The sequence below is a fragment of the Paenibacillus ottowii genome, assembly GCF_006874425.1.
Lineage (GTDB): Bacteria > Bacillota > Bacilli > Paenibacillales > Paenibacillaceae > Paenibacillus > Paenibacillus ottowii.
The window spans coordinates 529,290-543,697 of the sequence record NZ_VIJZ01000003.1; the positions used below are offsets into that span (position 1 = coordinate 529,290).

A 14,408-nucleotide genomic window follows, 5' to 3' on the forward strand; every position below is an offset into this window, starting at 1 on the left:
TCCTTTCTCTTTTCTCTATGCTGAGTTCAATCCGCTTATTTGCTCTCGGATTCCCACTTGGTTATCTCCTCACGAACCCGTGGCGCTACCTCGGTTCCCAATAGCTCAATAGCTCTCATGACATCATCATGCGGCATCGTGCCGACAGGTACGTGCAACAGAAAACGTGTAATGCCTACTTGCTTACGGAGGTGAATAATTTTATTAGCAACCGTATCGGGATCGCCTACATACAATGCCCCTTCAAAGCTACGCGCAGCATCGAAGCTGGAACGAGTGTAAGGTCCCCACCCGCGTTCACGCCCAAGCACATTCATGCTCTGCTGCGTGGAGGGGAAAAACTTTTCCGCTGCAAGCCCGGTCGTTTCCGCGATAAAACCATGGGAGTGGGACGCAACCGGAAGCAGCGATGCATCATGACCTGCGTGCTTAGCTGCCTTTTTGTACAATTCCACCAAGGGTGCAAACTGCATCGGGCTGCCTCCAATAATAGCAAGCACCAACGGCAATCCAAGCAAGCCCGCACGAACCACAGATTCCTGATTACCTCCACTTCCGATCCATACTGGCAAAGGATTTTGCACCGGACGCGGATATACGCCTAAATTGTTAATTGCGGGCCGATGTCCGCCTTTCCAGGTGACTTTCTCAGATTCCCGTATTTTCAATAAAAGTTCCAGCTTTTCATCAAACAACTCATCGTAGTTGTCGAGGTCATATCCAAACAACGGGAACGATTCGATAAAAGAACCCCGACCTGCCATAATCTCAGCTCGTCCATTCGAAATACCGTCCAGTGTAGCAAAGTCCTGAAACACACGCACCGGGTCATCCGATGAAAGCACCGTCACCGCACTGGTTAGGCGAATTCGCTGGGTCTGTGCCGCCGCCGCAGCCAGTATAACCGCCGGAGCAGATGCGGCATAATCTTTACGATGATGCTCCCCCACACCGTACACATCCAGCCCTACCTGATCAGCGAGCACAATTTCCTCGACCACTTCACGTATCCGTTGTGCGTGACTGATGGCCTCACCGGTTTGGGGATCCGGCGTTGTTTCTACAAATGTACTTATACCTATTTCCACTTATCCTACCCCCTATTGTATGTTTCGTTTCGTTCACATTCGGTCGTTGTTGAAACAAATCATTTTAAAAACCGATATCTTTATATTGAACCTTTTTCGCATCTTTTTCAAGCTCTCCTTTTCCAAGTCTGAAAATCAGGCGAGAAAAGTGCCAAGATTCGCCGCAGGAAAAAATTTCTCTTTGTCGAATATGGTATGGAATAAAGAAGATGGCTATCCCCACACCATGAAAACAACAAGGAGGCACTTACACTATGGCTTTTGTTATTAATAATTTAAAGGATAACAGCAATGTTGCCATCACTGATCAATTAGGTGGATTCACGGTACTGGAATACATAACAGATTTGAGCTGCACCTCGGTTGCGGAGGCGAAAGACAATTACTATATGAGCAAAAGTAACATGCGTCGCAAGCAGCTCATGATTGAAATCAACAACAGTGAGATTATGATGAAGGCAGGAGCGATGCAATATACTGTGGGCAACATGGAAATGACTACGGGTATAAAAGGTGTCGGAGGCTTAATGCGAAACTTGGTGTCCGGTGCTGTGACAGGGACAGGTGCCATTAAGCCGCACTATAGAGGCACAGGTACCATCATGCTGGAGCCTACCTACCAATATATTTGGCTTATTGATGTCGATCATGATGACATTGCCATCGAAGACGGATTGTTTTTAGCTTGCGATACCACGCTGGACATATCCGTCGTTGCACGCAGTAATCTTTCTTCTGCTGCACTGGGCGGAGAAGGGTTATTTAATTTAAGCGCCCGTGGAAAAGGAGTGCTGGCACTTCAAGCGCCGATCCCTTCTGATGAAGCAGTCGTTATCGAATTGCAAAATGATGTGCTCAAGGTGGATGGCAACTTTGCCCTTATGTGGTCCAACACCCTACAGTTCACCGTCGAAAAATCAGGGAAAACCAAAATGGGCTCGGCCGCTTCCGGCGAAGGGCTGGTTAATGTATACAGGGGAACCGGAACCGTATGGCTAGCACCATTGTGACACCTCTGTGGGTCTGAGCGTTGGAAATCCAATAACGCCAAATGCTAATAAAAAAGGAGAAGCCGAGGGCCTCTCCTTTTTTATCTTCATGAAGCTGAACAGTTGGAACTGAACAGTTTCTCTGCTGTACACTTTAATTCTTTTTAACAAACTCAGATTTTAGCTTCATTGCTCCAAAACCATCAATTTTGCAATCAATATCGTGGTCGCCTTCTACCAGACGGATGTTTTTCACTTTGGTGCCAATTTTTAGGACGGAAGAGCTTCCCTTCACTTTAAGGTCTTTAATGACGGTTACAGAGTCGCCATCCTTCAGAATGTTACCATTCGCATCTTTGACGACTTTTACATCTTCGCTGCTATCAGCGTCTGACTCGGCAGACCACTCATGAGCGCATTCCGGACAAATGAACAGACTGCGGTCCTCATAAGTATATTCTGAATTACACTCGGGACAATTTGGTAAATTAGACATCGTATTATGTACCCCATTCATTTTCAAATTCTACTGCTGTGCTCATCTTCTTTAAATAGATCAAGCTTGCCTCCAAGCCTACCTTGGAGTTTCAGTTCCATACAAGTATATTGGATAATCAACAATGATGCCACTCATGAATATAACTAAAAGGATGCCAACCTTTCTAGGCAGCATCCGTTTTTAAGATTCGTTTATTATGCTTGGATTTGCTTGATCAGTTCACTAATTCCTTGCTTAAGCGGCGTCAGCGGACGTTTCAACAGCTTCTCGAAGTCATTGCTTACGACATCCAAGGCTCCTTCGCGAATCGCTTGTTGAATGCCGACCACAATAGGGATGGCACCTTCCGGGACTCCCGCACCGAGCATAACCTCGGCATACGCTGCATCGTCCACCTGCTGTACAGGAACGTCTTTACCCAGAACCTCAGCAAGTATCGCTGCCAACTCTTCTTGAGTTATCGGCTTACCAGAAAGCTCGTAGATTGTATTCTCATGCCCTTCGCCAGACAACACGGCCGCAGCCGCTTGCGCATAATCGGCGCGGGCAGCCCAACCCACTTTACCGGACCCTGCCGAAGTTAGCCATGGAGCTCCCGCAAGTACAGATTGGATCGTGCCTGCTTCATTCTCAAGGTACCAGTTATTACGCAAGAAGGAGTAAGGAATACCCGACTCGCGAATGAATTCCTCCGTAATACGATGTACGGGTGCAAGGAATAGAGTGCTGTCAGCGGCATTGGCCGCACTAGTATACGCGATGAAGCCTACTCCCGCACGCACAGCAGCATCAACAGCTGCTTTATGCTGACGGATTCTAGTATCATTATCCCCGTCTGCAGATATAATCAACAGCCGATCTACACCGGCAAATGCTTGATCGAGCGTTTCCGGTTTATCAAAATCGCCATGACGAACGTCAACGCCACGATTACGTAACTCTTCTGCCTTTTCCGGATTTCTTACGCTAACAATAAGATCTTTTGCCGGGATAGATGCAAGCAATGTATCTACCACAATGGAACCCAGCTGCCCTGTTGCTCCTGTTAATGCGATTTTCATACGAAATCCTCCATTCAGTATTTTATTTACTTTTATATAGTAACTAAAAATATGATACATGTCTAATTTAGAGTCTAAAGGTATGCTTTTCGGGTAAGGGTTGGTAACCTTGGTAACCCAAACCCTTCCTAAAGAGAGGAATATGTATATGAAGAATGCTATGGTCATTGTAAATCCCTCTTCCGGCAAAGAAGAATCCCTCCAACATGTCAGAAACGTAGAAGACATTCTATATAAGCAAGGATACGCCGTTACAATCAAAGAGACGGGACAAAAACTTGATGCCACCCGTTTTTGCATCACTGCATGTCAGGAGGCTTATGATCTTGTCGTTTCCCTTGGTGGAGATGGTACGCTTCACGAAACCATTAACGGTTTCATGGATCAAGATCATCGTCCAAAACTGGGGGTCATCCCTCTTGGGACCGTCAATGATTTTGCACGTGCCTTACAAATTCCACTAAGTCCCGAACTGGCAACCCATGCACTCACTTCTACTCGCGTGAAAGCCGTGGATATGGGACTCTTAAACAGACAGATGTTTGCCAATGTTGTTGCCACTGGCTCGCTTGCCGAATCGCTATCCGCTGTGTCGTCAGACGATAAATCCATGTTTGGCACATTGGCCTACTTTAAAGAAGGCATGAAAGAACTGATCAACCATCCTGCCCACCCGCTTATCGTCCGCTACGATGACAAGACCTGGGAAGGCGAATCCCCACTCTTTCTTGCTGCCTTAACCAACTCAGTTGGCGGATTCGAGAAACTGGCGCCCGGGGCTGCCGTTGATGATGGCCTACTTCACTGCTTTATTTTCAAAAGCCTCAATATATTGAACACAATGACAGCCGGCATATCCTTATTTTTAGGCAACCTGAAGGATCATAAAGATGTCGTTTACTTTACCGCAAAGCATGTAAGTGTCCGTTCCGCAGCATCGGTCAGTACGAATGTAGATGGTGAGGAAGGACCATCTTTGCCTATCGAGCTGGGTATTATACCGCGTCATATCGAGGTGATTGTACCTGAGGAGACCTAAGTAATACAGTGCCCGTCTCAGACCCTAAGGCTTACACTCGCTCCGTTTTCCTCATAGATTAAATAGGTACGTTGTACATATATTTTTGCCGACTTGGGATTATAGTTGTCATGCTCTTCAGCTTAAGCTGGGTAAATCGTTGATTTGCATTCTGCTTCTCACCGTTTTCATCTTGGTTAGCTGGGGTAAGTACTACTGTACCGTAAGCAGCCCTTATCCTAGAAAACAATCTTGAGGAGGCGTTAGAGATGTCAGAGCACAATCATGTTGTAAATAAGGAAGGCGAAGTGGCCTTGAACAAGGTGGATGACGCACTAAATCGGATAGATGACAGCAAAAAGGATGACATTTTGGGCAGCTTTGATTCATTCAAAAGTTATTTGAGCGACAAAATTGAAATGGCTCAAAAAATCGGATTGAATGAAGAAGTAATGGCAAAAGCAGCGGAGAAGATCGCGGGATATCTGGCAGCCAAGGAAGAACCGCGAAACAGCGAAGAGAAGCTCCTTCAGGAATTATGGAAGGTAGGAGACAAAGAGCAGCAGCACGCGCTTGCTCATATGCTAGTACGCGTAGCTCAATCCTCTTAGGAATAGATAATGTATGAAAAATGATATCTTACTATAAAAGAGCAGTCTGTCCTCATCCAAGGATAGACTGCTCTTGCGTTTACTATCGTTGAAGCGCGTTCCAAATTCTGCGAACCCCTTCGCGTATCTCGCTTTCATGTAGATGTCCATAGCCCATGAGCAGCCGGTTCCCTTCAAGCTGTACCGCAAACACATTTTGGCTACGGAGACAATTCAGTAAATCCTCTCGGAACAGAAACTGAAACTCTGCTACTAAATGTAGACCCGCCGCTCGGCCGCACACTCTGTACTGCCCTGCAAAGTGCTGCTCAAGGCTATTGATCAGCACTTGACGACGCTTGGCATATACTTTCTTCATCTTATGTATATGATTATGAAGGAGTCGCTTCCTGATATACCGACTCAACACAATTTGCTCCAGGCTCGCCGTCTGGTAATCTGCCAGTTGCTTCAAACGGATAAAATCAGCAACTCGTGATGGTGGAAGAACAATATAACCGATCCGCAAGGCAGGAAACAAGATTTTACTAAACGTCCCAACGTATAGTACCCGTTCCGGGTCCAGACTTTGCAAGGAGTGAACAGGTCCGCCATCATATCGGAATTCACTGTCATAATCATCCTCGAGCAGCAGGCACCCTGTCCGGGCTGCATACTGAATCAGCTCGATCCTTCTCTGGATTGGCAGGATGCCTCCCAAAGGGAACTGGTGCGAAGGTGTCAGATATGCCAGTTTGGGGCACCCTTTTTGCGGTAAATCGGCTGTTAGCATTCCCAAATCATCCACAGGCATGCTTCGTAGAGTTGCCCCTGTAGCCGACAAAATCCTTCTCAAATCTTCGTTCGTCGGTTCCTCGACCAGAACCTCGTCGCCCACGGTCAGCAGCAGACGGGTGACCAACTGAATCGCTTGCACTGCTCCGCTCGTGATTACAATATGTTCTGGTCTTGCTTTCACTCCTCTGGTATGAACCAAATAGTCGGCCAGTTCCCTTCGTAGCTCCAGTTCTCCAGCAGGGTCGCCATAACCCAATGCGAGATCAGGAGCCTCTTTGCATACGCTCTGAAGCAAATCGGCCCATGATTTGCGTGGGAACAAATCCAGTGCAGGAAGGCCTGTCCGGAAGGAAATGGTCGACTGCTCATTTGAGCATAGAGCATTCATTGCAGGCTCTGGCATTTCAACAGGCGGTGTGGATACGTAACCCGGAAGAACAGCCCCCTCGGCTACATAGGTGCCTGAACCCGGGCGTGCAATGGCTAAACCTTCAGCCAGCAGCATTTCATAAGCTTCGAGAATAACATTACGGGAGACATTCAGCTGTAAGGCCAGTACCCGAGTCGAAGGAAGCTTATATCCTGCCCGCAGTTCTCCGGTTAAAATTTGATCCCTTATGGCCTGATACACCTGACGCAGCATCGGAACTGTCATATTTTTATCGATAGAGATCCACATAGGCTGCCTCCTCAAGCGGTACTGTCAAAAACCTGTTCAATTGGATCTACAAGTGCCCAATTTCTATTGCTACAGTATATATCAATATCTGTACAAGAGGTGACATGAAATGAACAAGCCTACCTTTTCGACTTACATGGAATTAGTGGTTGCAACCTTTATCGTTGGCAGTTCTGTGGTAGTAGGTAAACTGGTCGTAATGCAGCTGCCTGTCTTTTTATCGCAATCAGCCAGTCTAGCCGTTGCCCTTCTATTCTTAGTGCCCATAGTGTTCATTAAGAAAACCTCATTTAGGATCAGTAGACGAGATGCACTAATTTTGTTCATTCAAGCCTTGATCGGCATGTTTCTCTTCCGGGTTCTGATGCTATACGGGCTGGCCTACTCCTCTGCTTCCGAAAGTGGAATTCTAACAAGTTTGACCCCTGCTATCGTGGCCCTTCTTTCATATGTACTGCTGAGAGAAAAAATTTCGCTGCGTCCCAGACTCGGCATTGCCTGTTCGCTGCTCGGTGTTTTGGCACTGCAAGTGCCTCATCTAGCAGCACTCCGGTTTAATACCCCCAATGCAACCTCATTTATTGGCATGTTGCTTGTTCTGTTTGCTGTGTTCGGGGAAGCGGCACTAACGGTATTACGCAAAATGCTATCCAGCGATGTCTCTTCCCTGCTTGGAACCATGTACATAACACTCTTTTCAATGCTTATGTTTATGGCATGTTCTTTCGGGGAAGCCCGACAGTTCGATTTTAAACAAGTTAGTACAGGGGAGATTGGACTTGTCTTGTATTACGGTATCTTTGTCACAGCATTATCCTACGTTTTATGGTTCCGGGGCGTCTCAAGGGTACCGGCTAGTACGGCCGCTGTATACACGGGATGTATTCCCGTTAGTACACTGCTGTTGTCCTATATCATCCTCCGTGAATCTTTCTCATTTGCTCATCTGGCAGGTACAGGCTTTATCTTCCTTGGTATCCTGCTCATGTCACACCATAAACGCCGCTGACTCTCGTAACGCCGTTCTTAAAAAAGAGGCTCCCTACTGTAACTTCGGGAACCCCCTGTTCTTAACGCATAGTATTAATGTACCTGACCCAACAATTCATATGCATCTTCCTTTGTAGTAACCGCCAGAAGCGCCTCTCTAAAACGATCATCCATCAGTTTACGGGACAGCATTTGCAGCACCTTGAGATGTGCATTATCCTTGCTATTACGCGGAACAGCAATCATGAAGATCAGTTTCGCTTCACTTCCGTCCAGGCTTTTCCAGTCTACTCCGCTCCGCTTCACTCCAAAGACCACGCTTGGCTTCAGAACAGCTTCCGATTTGCCGTGAGGGATGGCAATATTCATTCCAATGCCTGTCGAACTTTCCTTCTCTCGATCCAATATGGCCTGTTTAAAATCACCGGCGGAACTTACGGCTCCAGTTCTCTCAAGGGTTCCGATCATTTCATCAATCACGGCATCCTGGGTCGCTCCTTCCAGGTCCAGATTAATCAGATCCATCGTTACTATATCCGTCAACTTCTCAATGTGAATCGCTTGCGAAGATACTTCCGGCTCGCTATTTACAGTTGGTGAAACTGATGGGGCGGCGGCAGTTGTAGTCATCGTAGATTGTTCCGTTACTGCCGCAGAATTTTCAGATATCGCCTCTCCGGCAACAACCGGATTGGCCGTTGTAATATCTCTTTTCAACAGGCTCACCAGAAGAACCGAGACAGCTGCGCCGACAATAACGGCGATGAAGAACATCAACACATGGTCCACCGCACCAAGGACGGCTACAATCGGTCCACCATGTGCTACCTTATCTCCTACATTCCCAAGCATCGCAATGACCGAACCGACCATGGACCCTGCCATGATGCTGGGAATAACCCGCAATGGATCTTGCGCTGCGAAAGGAATTGCCCCTTCAGTAATACCGAATAGCCCCATTGTGAATGTCGCCTTCCCAGCTTCACGTTCCGCCGGTGCAAATTTACGTTTGTTGATCATTGCTGCAAGCCCCATGCTAATCGGTGGAATACAAATGGCAACGGCGATCGGCCCCATAATTTCGTAATTCCCTTCACCAATCATAGCCGAGCCGAATAAAAATGCTACTTTATTGACCGGACCCCCCATATCGAAGGAGATCATCGCTCCTAAAATCAGTGCCAATAGAATTGAACTTGTACCTTGCATACCTGCAAGCCAACCTGTTAAGGCTTCAAACAAATGTGCGACTGGAGAACCGATTATAAAGACAAAGATTAATCCTACAATTAAAGATGACAACACAGGGATAATGATAATAGGCATTATCGGCTGTAACGCTCGCCCAACCTTCAATTTCCGAATACCCAGTGCAACATAACCCGCCAGGAAACCAGCGATAATTCCGCCAATAAATCCCGCTCCCGCTTCACTTCCATAAAAACTGCCATTCGCAGCAATGAATCCGCCAACCATACCAGGTGCAAGCCCCGGTCTATCCGCAATACTCATCGCAATGAATCCAGCCAGGATGGGTATCATAAAGGTAAACGAAGCCGAACCGATATTCTGAACGGTCTTCCAAAATGAACCGTCCGGTATTACCAAACCGCCTGGTGTCTTCTCACCGCCAATCGTCAACGCAATGGCAATAAGCAAACCCCCGATGACGATGAAAGGCACCATATAGGATACACCATTCATTAAGTGGCGGTAGATAGGATTTTGCTTCGGTTTGTTCTCCTGCGAGCTAGCATCGGAGACACGTGACTCTGCCTGGTACACAGGCACATTCCCCTTCATCACCCGCTGGATCAATTCTTCCGGACGACGAATCCCATCCTGTACTCCGACGACCAGCAGTTTCTTGCCGACGAAGCGATCTTTGACCACCGTCTTATCCGCTGCAATAATAATGCCATCCGCTTCACGGATTTCCTGCTCAGTTAGTTGATTCTCCACTCCAATGGAGCCTTGTGTCTCAACCTTCATCTCGATACCCAGCTTAGCTGCTGCCTTTTGCAAATTCTCAGCTGCCATATACGTATGTGCAATTCCGTTAGGACATGAGGTAATCGCTAAGATCTTCATAGTCATTCCCCTTCTCTCTGATGTTTCCGCTTACATTCATAGTATAACCGCCTTTTTTGAGGTTATCGGGCGAACTTTTTACCGGAACTTTCGGAAAAACAGAATAATAACGGCAAAAAAACAGGACTTATCTGTAAGTCCTGTTCCAAAATAATGCTTTAAATTTAGTTTATCCCTTTAGCTTTCCTAACAGTCTCATTGCATCGGTCTCCTTAGATAAGGCATGAACTAGAGCTGGCTGCTCACTGATTAGGGACAATTCCTTAAATAACCGCCGCATTTCTTCCCGCCCATCCTGTTTTACCGCAAGCAAGAACACAAGCCCCACCTTCTCGGTTCCCCAAATAAGTGGTTTCTTTAAGGTAGCGATTACAATGGAGGATTGTCTTATCCACTCAGAGCCGCCATGCGGGATGGCTATGCCTCCTCCAATCGTCGTAGCTGACATTTTCTCTCGCGCCAATACACTGTCCACATAACCTGTCTCCACATATCCCTTGTCCTCCAGTATTTGCGCCAGCTTGGAAATCAATTGTTCTGGACGCTGCACTTCTTGCTGAGGAAAGACTAAAAAGGGTGTTGTGTACTTAAAAAACACAGATTCATCTGCCGCTCTAGATTCCGGCTCATCCAGTCGTCTGATTACTTGCTCCAGTTGGCGCTCATCCTTGGCATCCAGTAATGGAGAGACCAAAATGTGGGGAACGCTCAGCTCTGGGAGAGCCACGGTTGTAATGATGAGATCCACCTCCTGGGTTGCCAGATAATCCTTGACTTCTGCCTTCGAAAGGGTCGTCTCCACATGTACAGCCGGAAACTTACGCTCAACCTTTGTGCGAAGCAACTGAGACATACCGATGCCCATGTGACACACGATGATGGCCCTCTGAGGATGGCTCTCCTTCTGGTGAAGCCGCTCCACAGAAGCCTGAAAATGTAGCGTTAAATAAGCCGCTTCCTCCTCAGGGAACGATAACCCGATCAAATTCCCTACCTCTTCCAGCGTAATAATAACCCGATCGAACATGTAAGGGTACATCTTCTTGATCTCAGCCAGCATAGGATTGGACACCGTCAACCCATACTGAAGCCGATTCAGGGTCGTATATAAATGGACTTGCAGTCCTTTCAGCAACATCTTATCCCTGGAAAAGTCAATCATATTCAGCTCTGACATCCGCCGGATTAGCTGCTCAATCATTTTAGGCAAAAGCGGGTGACTATCGGCCAGATCGCTATACTTCCCCTGTCTATCCTCTTGCTGATAGCGGAATTTTCCGCCCAGCAAATGCAGCGTTAGATAGGCCGTTTCTTCCTTGGAAAAAGGTACGGAAAACAGCTTTTGCAGCTGCTGTAAAAACGAAGTTGCCCATGTAAATTCAACTTTCTCCTGCAAAAAGACAAGGTCTTGCTCGGAGAGAGAGATAGGTTGCCCCAGCTTGGTTCGTTTGACCATTAAGAGAATATGGAGCATTAAACCCTCAAAAGTTTCGTCCGTAAAGCTGAGTCCGTGATGTTTTTGAAATGCTTTTAATTCATGACTAATGGTCGCAATCTCGTGCGGCTCAAACTGCTTGCGCATCATCTGTCCCGTTAACTCAGGACTATCAATCAGCTGGTTCATCCGCGCCAAAGCGATCCGCTTGTTTTTCTCTGTGCCTTGGATGGTCAAGCCTACGCGCTGCTTGGTGACCAAGGCAAGATCAAAGCTGTGCAGCCAGTCATCTATCTTTTCCATATCTCTGCGAATCACCGTTTTGTTCACATAATACTGGGAGGCCAAATCTTGTATAGTTACAGGCTTGGCATCCATCAAGAGCCTATAGGCGAGATGCAGCATCCTCTCCTCATCCGATTTATGCTGGGCTGTACGATCGCCTGCATACAATCGGTGGAATAAATCAGCCTGCTCCGCTTCACTAATCTCCAAATAAATGCCGCGCCCCGGTCTTCTCACCAGATTGGCATGGGAGTGCTTGACCAGATATTCTTCAATTACTTTTAGATCATTTCGGATCGTCTTTTCAGAGCAATCCGTTTGATCAGCCAAATCCTGCACTAACCAGAGTCGGTTCGATTCAGTTAACAACTTGCGGAAAATTTCTACTTGCCTTTGGTTCATTCCAATCTCCCATCTTCCAACATAAAGAATGTTCAGGCACATCGGGTTATATTTTATTAGCTTTATATTAGCTTATCGATATACTAATTGTAACCCTACAGCAACATACGAGTATATAATAAGACAATCCCAATATACTGGATTTTCAGTAGGAAGAACAGTGATCACCTATTTGAGATGCAATGAAGTCAGCATGGAACAGGACGATTTCGCGGCACGTTTTTTCGGTCCAGAGGGCAATTCACGAAAACACTCTTTCCTTGCCATGGATGGAGATCAGCCGATCGGCTTAATTCTCGGCGGTATTCGGCAGTTTGACGGGTACAAGACCATGCGTTGTGGCACGCTGTGCATCGCTCCGACTTACCGTGGTCAGGGTATTAGCGACAAGCTACTGGAATTGCATAAGCAAACAGCCATCGCCGAGAACTGCCAGCAGCTATGGCTCGAAGTCATTACAGATAATCATCGGTTTCTCCCGCTCCCTCATCCTCGTACATTGTTAAAGAGCTTGTGTTCGACGATAACGATTGATATATTCTGATTTAAGCAGTGCGCACATGTAAAGATCATCATATTTCCCGCACGTAAATTCATACTGAGACAGAATTCCTTCCTGCCGAAAGCCTGCTTTTTCAAGCAAACGCAAGGATTGTGTATTCTCCGGCTCTACTAGTGCCTGAATGCGGTTCAAGAAGAGGGTATTAAACCCATAATCGATTACTGCTGTAAGTACCTCTGACATTAATCCTTGGCCCCAATAGGCTCTGGACAATTCATAACCCATTTCTGCTCGGTGATGGCGTTGATCCCAGTTATGAAATCCGCAGGAACCGATGATTTTACCTTCCTTCGTTTGAAGAGCCCAGCGGATTCCCTGATCTGTCTCAAAAATCCGATCATACCAACGGATCTCATCCAGTGCCTCCTCTTCAGACTCAAATGGGCTCAGCCCGTAGAACTTCATCACCTGCTCATCTGAAAAGTATTCCAACATGTCCTTGCTGTCCGTTGCTACCATTTTTCGTAATACAAGGCGTTCGGTTGTTATAACCGGAAACTCATGTTTCACATTCTCACCACCCGTCCCCTTGTTAACCTTTCCCAGATTCTCTTGCATGCCTACACCTCCTAAGTTCAATATTCGATTATCATTGCTTGCTTCTTCTAATTATAAAGTAAATGAAAGAATGCCTCTAAAGGAATATTTATATTTAGTTCCTTGTTTATAAAATGTTTTCCTAAACATGGATGATGAAATGACCGTTATATAAGGAGGATGTTTTTAAATTATGGATTATTAAAATGAGGTGTATGATTTGGAAGACCAGCACTTACCACAGACTTCACAGGCAACAGCAAGAGAGAGGTACATTCGGCATGGGCAAAATTATGGAGAAACAAACAGAATGGCCGAAATATCAAAAACCTACGGTTCGTCTATTTTGTTTAGACGTTGGGGAGCAACCCTTTTTGATTTCATATTTTTTGTAATCGGGTATTTTTGTTTCTTTATCTCCGTCATTCAAATAACAGACAGATGGCTGTTGCCCTTAGCAATTGCCACCCGTTGCATTCTGATTATAGCTTTCTTCTGCTATTATTTGCTTTTGGAGGGTTTCACAGGCTATACGCTTGGCAAATTCGTTTTTCGTATCAAGGCGGTTAACGGAGAAGGAAAGCCTCCTGGTTTTCTTAAATCACTCATTCGCACGCTACTCAGGTTAATAGACACCAATCCGTTGCTAATGGGTTCCCTACCTGCTGGTATCAGCGTGTTAGTGACTGCATCAAGACAACGAATTGGTGATTTAGCTGCAGGTACATATGTCGTAAAGGTACGGGATTTAGAGCCGATTAGCAAAAAGGCAATGAGATGGTCGCTCTTCATATTTTTTACCGCCATGGTGATCTTGGGAGCTTCGTTTGTAAATGCCGCTTTTATCCTGGAAAACCACTACAGTCTCCCTGAAGCTCCAGTAACCAAGCAGGAGCAAAGCTATGTAAGTAAAGATGGGCGATTTCAGATTTCAGCCCCGTTAGATTGGTCAACAAACCCGGACCAGGAAGAACAAGAAGGTATTGCGATATTCAATCCGTACATTCAGAAGTCTGTTATCGTACTCTCCAGTTCAAAAGAGAAATTAGGTAATGTGACGCTCCAGTACTACACAGAGAAAGTTCAAAACAACATGACTAAAATGTTTAATCTCTCTACAGTAGGGCCTTCATCCAACACCACGATTCAAGGATATCCGGCCATTGAGTTCACAATTAAAGGACAGAAGGATGTAAACCATTATGTCACTCATGTAGCCATTATTGAGACTGAAAATAATTTCTACAAGATCATCGCGTATACACCTGCATCAAAATATAGCCGTTTGAAGAAAGAACTTCATGATATTACCTATAGCTTCCGTGAGGTTCGCCCTTAGACAGTGTGACGGCTGATGAAAGAATGAGACACAAAAGACAGGTGC

General features: G+C 46.2%; 12 protein-coding genes and 1 pseudogene. 6 read left to right on the forward strand and 7 right to left on the reverse strand.

Annotated features, from left to right (window positions below):
• Window positions 1-35 precede the first annotated feature (35 nt).
• Entirely contained in the window at window positions 36-1,088 is a 1,053-nt protein-coding gene (locus FKV70_RS09405) for an LLM class flavin-dependent oxidoreductase (RefSeq protein ID WP_142612665.1), read from the reverse strand.
• A gap of 254 nt (window positions 1,089-1,342) precedes the next feature.
• Between FKV70_RS09405 and FKV70_RS09410 the strand changes: the two genes are divergently transcribed.
• The gene (locus FKV70_RS09410; protein WP_142612666.1) at window positions 1,343-2,098 is read left to right on the forward strand and encodes an AIM24 family protein; all 756 of its coding nucleotides are present in this window, start codon (window positions 1,343-1,345) and stop codon (window positions 2,096-2,098) included.
• A gap of 133 nt (window positions 2,099-2,231) precedes the next feature.
• Here FKV70_RS09410 and FKV70_RS09415 read toward each other — a convergent pair whose 3' ends face one another.
• Together FKV70_RS09415 and FKV70_RS09420 are read right to left on the reverse strand one after the other, a co-directional pair.
• Window positions 2,232-2,573: a zinc ribbon domain-containing protein YjdM gene (locus FKV70_RS09415; protein ID WP_142612667.1), complete on the reverse strand. Its 342-nt coding sequence runs from the start codon at window positions 2,571-2,573 to the stop codon at window positions 2,232-2,234.
• A 197-nt stretch (window positions 2,574-2,770) separates the two neighbouring features.
• Complete coding sequence (locus FKV70_RS09420; protein WP_142612668.1) at window positions 2,771-3,637, reverse strand: SDR family oxidoreductase; 867 nt, start codon at window positions 3,635-3,637, stop codon at window positions 2,771-2,773.
• Window positions 3,638-3,785: 148 nt separating this feature from the next.
• Between FKV70_RS09420 and FKV70_RS09425 the strand changes: the two genes are divergently transcribed.
• A complete protein-coding gene (locus FKV70_RS09425; RefSeq protein WP_142612669.1) occupies window positions 3,786-4,676 on the forward strand; it encodes a diacylglycerol/lipid kinase family protein in 891 nt (296 codons plus the stop codon).
• 248 nt (window positions 4,677-4,924) lie between these two features.
• Window positions 4,925-5,266 (forward strand): DUF3243 domain-containing protein, encoded by a 342-nt coding sequence (locus tag FKV70_RS09430; RefSeq protein WP_063211821.1) that lies wholly within the window; start codon window positions 4,925-4,927, stop codon window positions 5,264-5,266.
• Window positions 5,267-5,348: 82 nt separating this feature from the next.
• Here the strand turns inward: FKV70_RS09430 and pdxR are convergent, their stop codons facing one another.
• A complete protein-coding gene (pdxR, locus tag FKV70_RS09435; RefSeq protein ID WP_142612670.1) occupies window positions 5,349-6,722 on the reverse strand; it encodes a MocR-like pyridoxine biosynthesis transcription factor PdxR in 1,374 nt (457 codons plus the stop codon).
• A gap of 109 nt (window positions 6,723-6,831) precedes the next feature.
• Here pdxR and FKV70_RS09440 point away from each other — a divergent pair, with 109 nt between their 5' ends.
• A complete protein-coding gene (locus FKV70_RS09440; RefSeq protein WP_142612671.1) occupies window positions 6,832-7,731 on the forward strand; it encodes a DMT family transporter in 900 nt (299 codons plus the stop codon).
• Between the two features lie 74 nt (window positions 7,732-7,805).
• On the opposite strand, the gene FKV70_RS09445 is transcribed toward FKV70_RS09440, so the two are convergent.
• Both FKV70_RS09445 and FKV70_RS09450 read right to left on the reverse strand, forming a co-directional pair.
• On the reverse strand, window positions 7,806-9,803 hold the full coding sequence (locus FKV70_RS09445; RefSeq protein ID WP_142612672.1) for a PTS fructose transporter subunit IIABC: 1,998 nt from the start codon (window positions 9,801-9,803) through the stop codon (window positions 7,806-7,808).
• Window positions 9,804-9,972: 169 nt separating this feature from the next.
• Entirely contained in the window at window positions 9,973-11,925 is a 1,953-nt protein-coding gene (locus tag FKV70_RS09450) for a BglG family transcription antiterminator (protein ID WP_142612673.1), read from the reverse strand.
• A gap of 160 nt (window positions 11,926-12,085) precedes the next feature.
• Between FKV70_RS09450 and FKV70_RS09455 the strand changes: the two are divergent.
• A pseudogene (locus FKV70_RS09455) lies at window positions 12,086-12,397 on the forward strand (GNAT family N-acetyltransferase); the annotation flags it as partial.
• A gap of 30 nt (window positions 12,398-12,427) precedes the next feature.
• On the opposite strand, the gene FKV70_RS09460 reads toward FKV70_RS09455, so the two are convergent.
• Window positions 12,428-12,997, reverse strand: coding sequence for a GNAT family N-acetyltransferase (locus FKV70_RS09460; RefSeq protein ID WP_142612744.1), 570 nt, complete (start codon window positions 12,995-12,997; stop codon window positions 12,428-12,430).
• A gap of 247 nt (window positions 12,998-13,244) precedes the next feature.
• Here FKV70_RS09460 and FKV70_RS09465 point away from each other — a divergent pair, with 247 nt between their 5' ends.
• Window positions 13,245-14,363: an RDD family protein gene (locus FKV70_RS09465; RefSeq protein ID WP_142612674.1), complete on the forward strand. Its 1,119-nt coding sequence runs from the start codon at window positions 13,245-13,247 to the stop codon at window positions 14,361-14,363.
• Window positions 14,364-14,408: the final 45 nt, after the last annotated feature.

What these genes read in the sequence shown, in the direction of transcription:
- FKV70_RS09410 (WP_142612666.1), top strand. Translation starts at nt 1,343, where the DNA reads ATGGCTTTTGTTATTAATAATTTAAAGGATAACAGCAATGTTGCCATC.
- FKV70_RS09415 (WP_142612667.1), bottom strand. Translation starts at nt 2,573, where the DNA reads ATGTCTAATTTACCAAATTGTCCCGAGTGTAATTCAGAATATACTTAT.
- FKV70_RS09420 (WP_142612668.1), bottom strand. Translation starts at nt 3,637, where the DNA reads ATGAAAATCGCATTAACAGGAGCAACAGGGCAGCTGGGTTCCATTGTG.
- FKV70_RS09425 (WP_142612669.1), top strand. Translation starts at nt 3,786, where the DNA reads ATGAAGAATGCTATGGTCATTGTAAATCCCTCTTCCGGCAAAGAAGAA.
- FKV70_RS09430 (WP_063211821.1), top strand. Translation starts at nt 4,925, where the DNA reads ATGTCAGAGCACAATCATGTTGTAAATAAGGAAGGCGAAGTGGCCTTG.
- pdxR (WP_142612670.1), bottom strand. Translation starts at nt 6,722, where the DNA reads ATGTGGATCTCTATCGATAAAAATATGACAGTTCCGATGCTGCGTCAG.
- FKV70_RS09440 (WP_142612671.1), top strand. Translation starts at nt 6,832, where the DNA reads ATGAACAAGCCTACCTTTTCGACTTACATGGAATTAGTGGTTGCAACC.
- FKV70_RS09445 (WP_142612672.1), bottom strand. Translation starts at nt 9,803, where the DNA reads ATGAAGATCTTAGCGATTACCTCATGTCCTAACGGAATTGCACATACG.
- FKV70_RS09450 (WP_142612673.1), bottom strand. Translation starts at nt 11,925, where the DNA reads ATGAACCAAAGGCAAGTAGAAATTTTCCGCAAGTTGTTAACTGAATCG.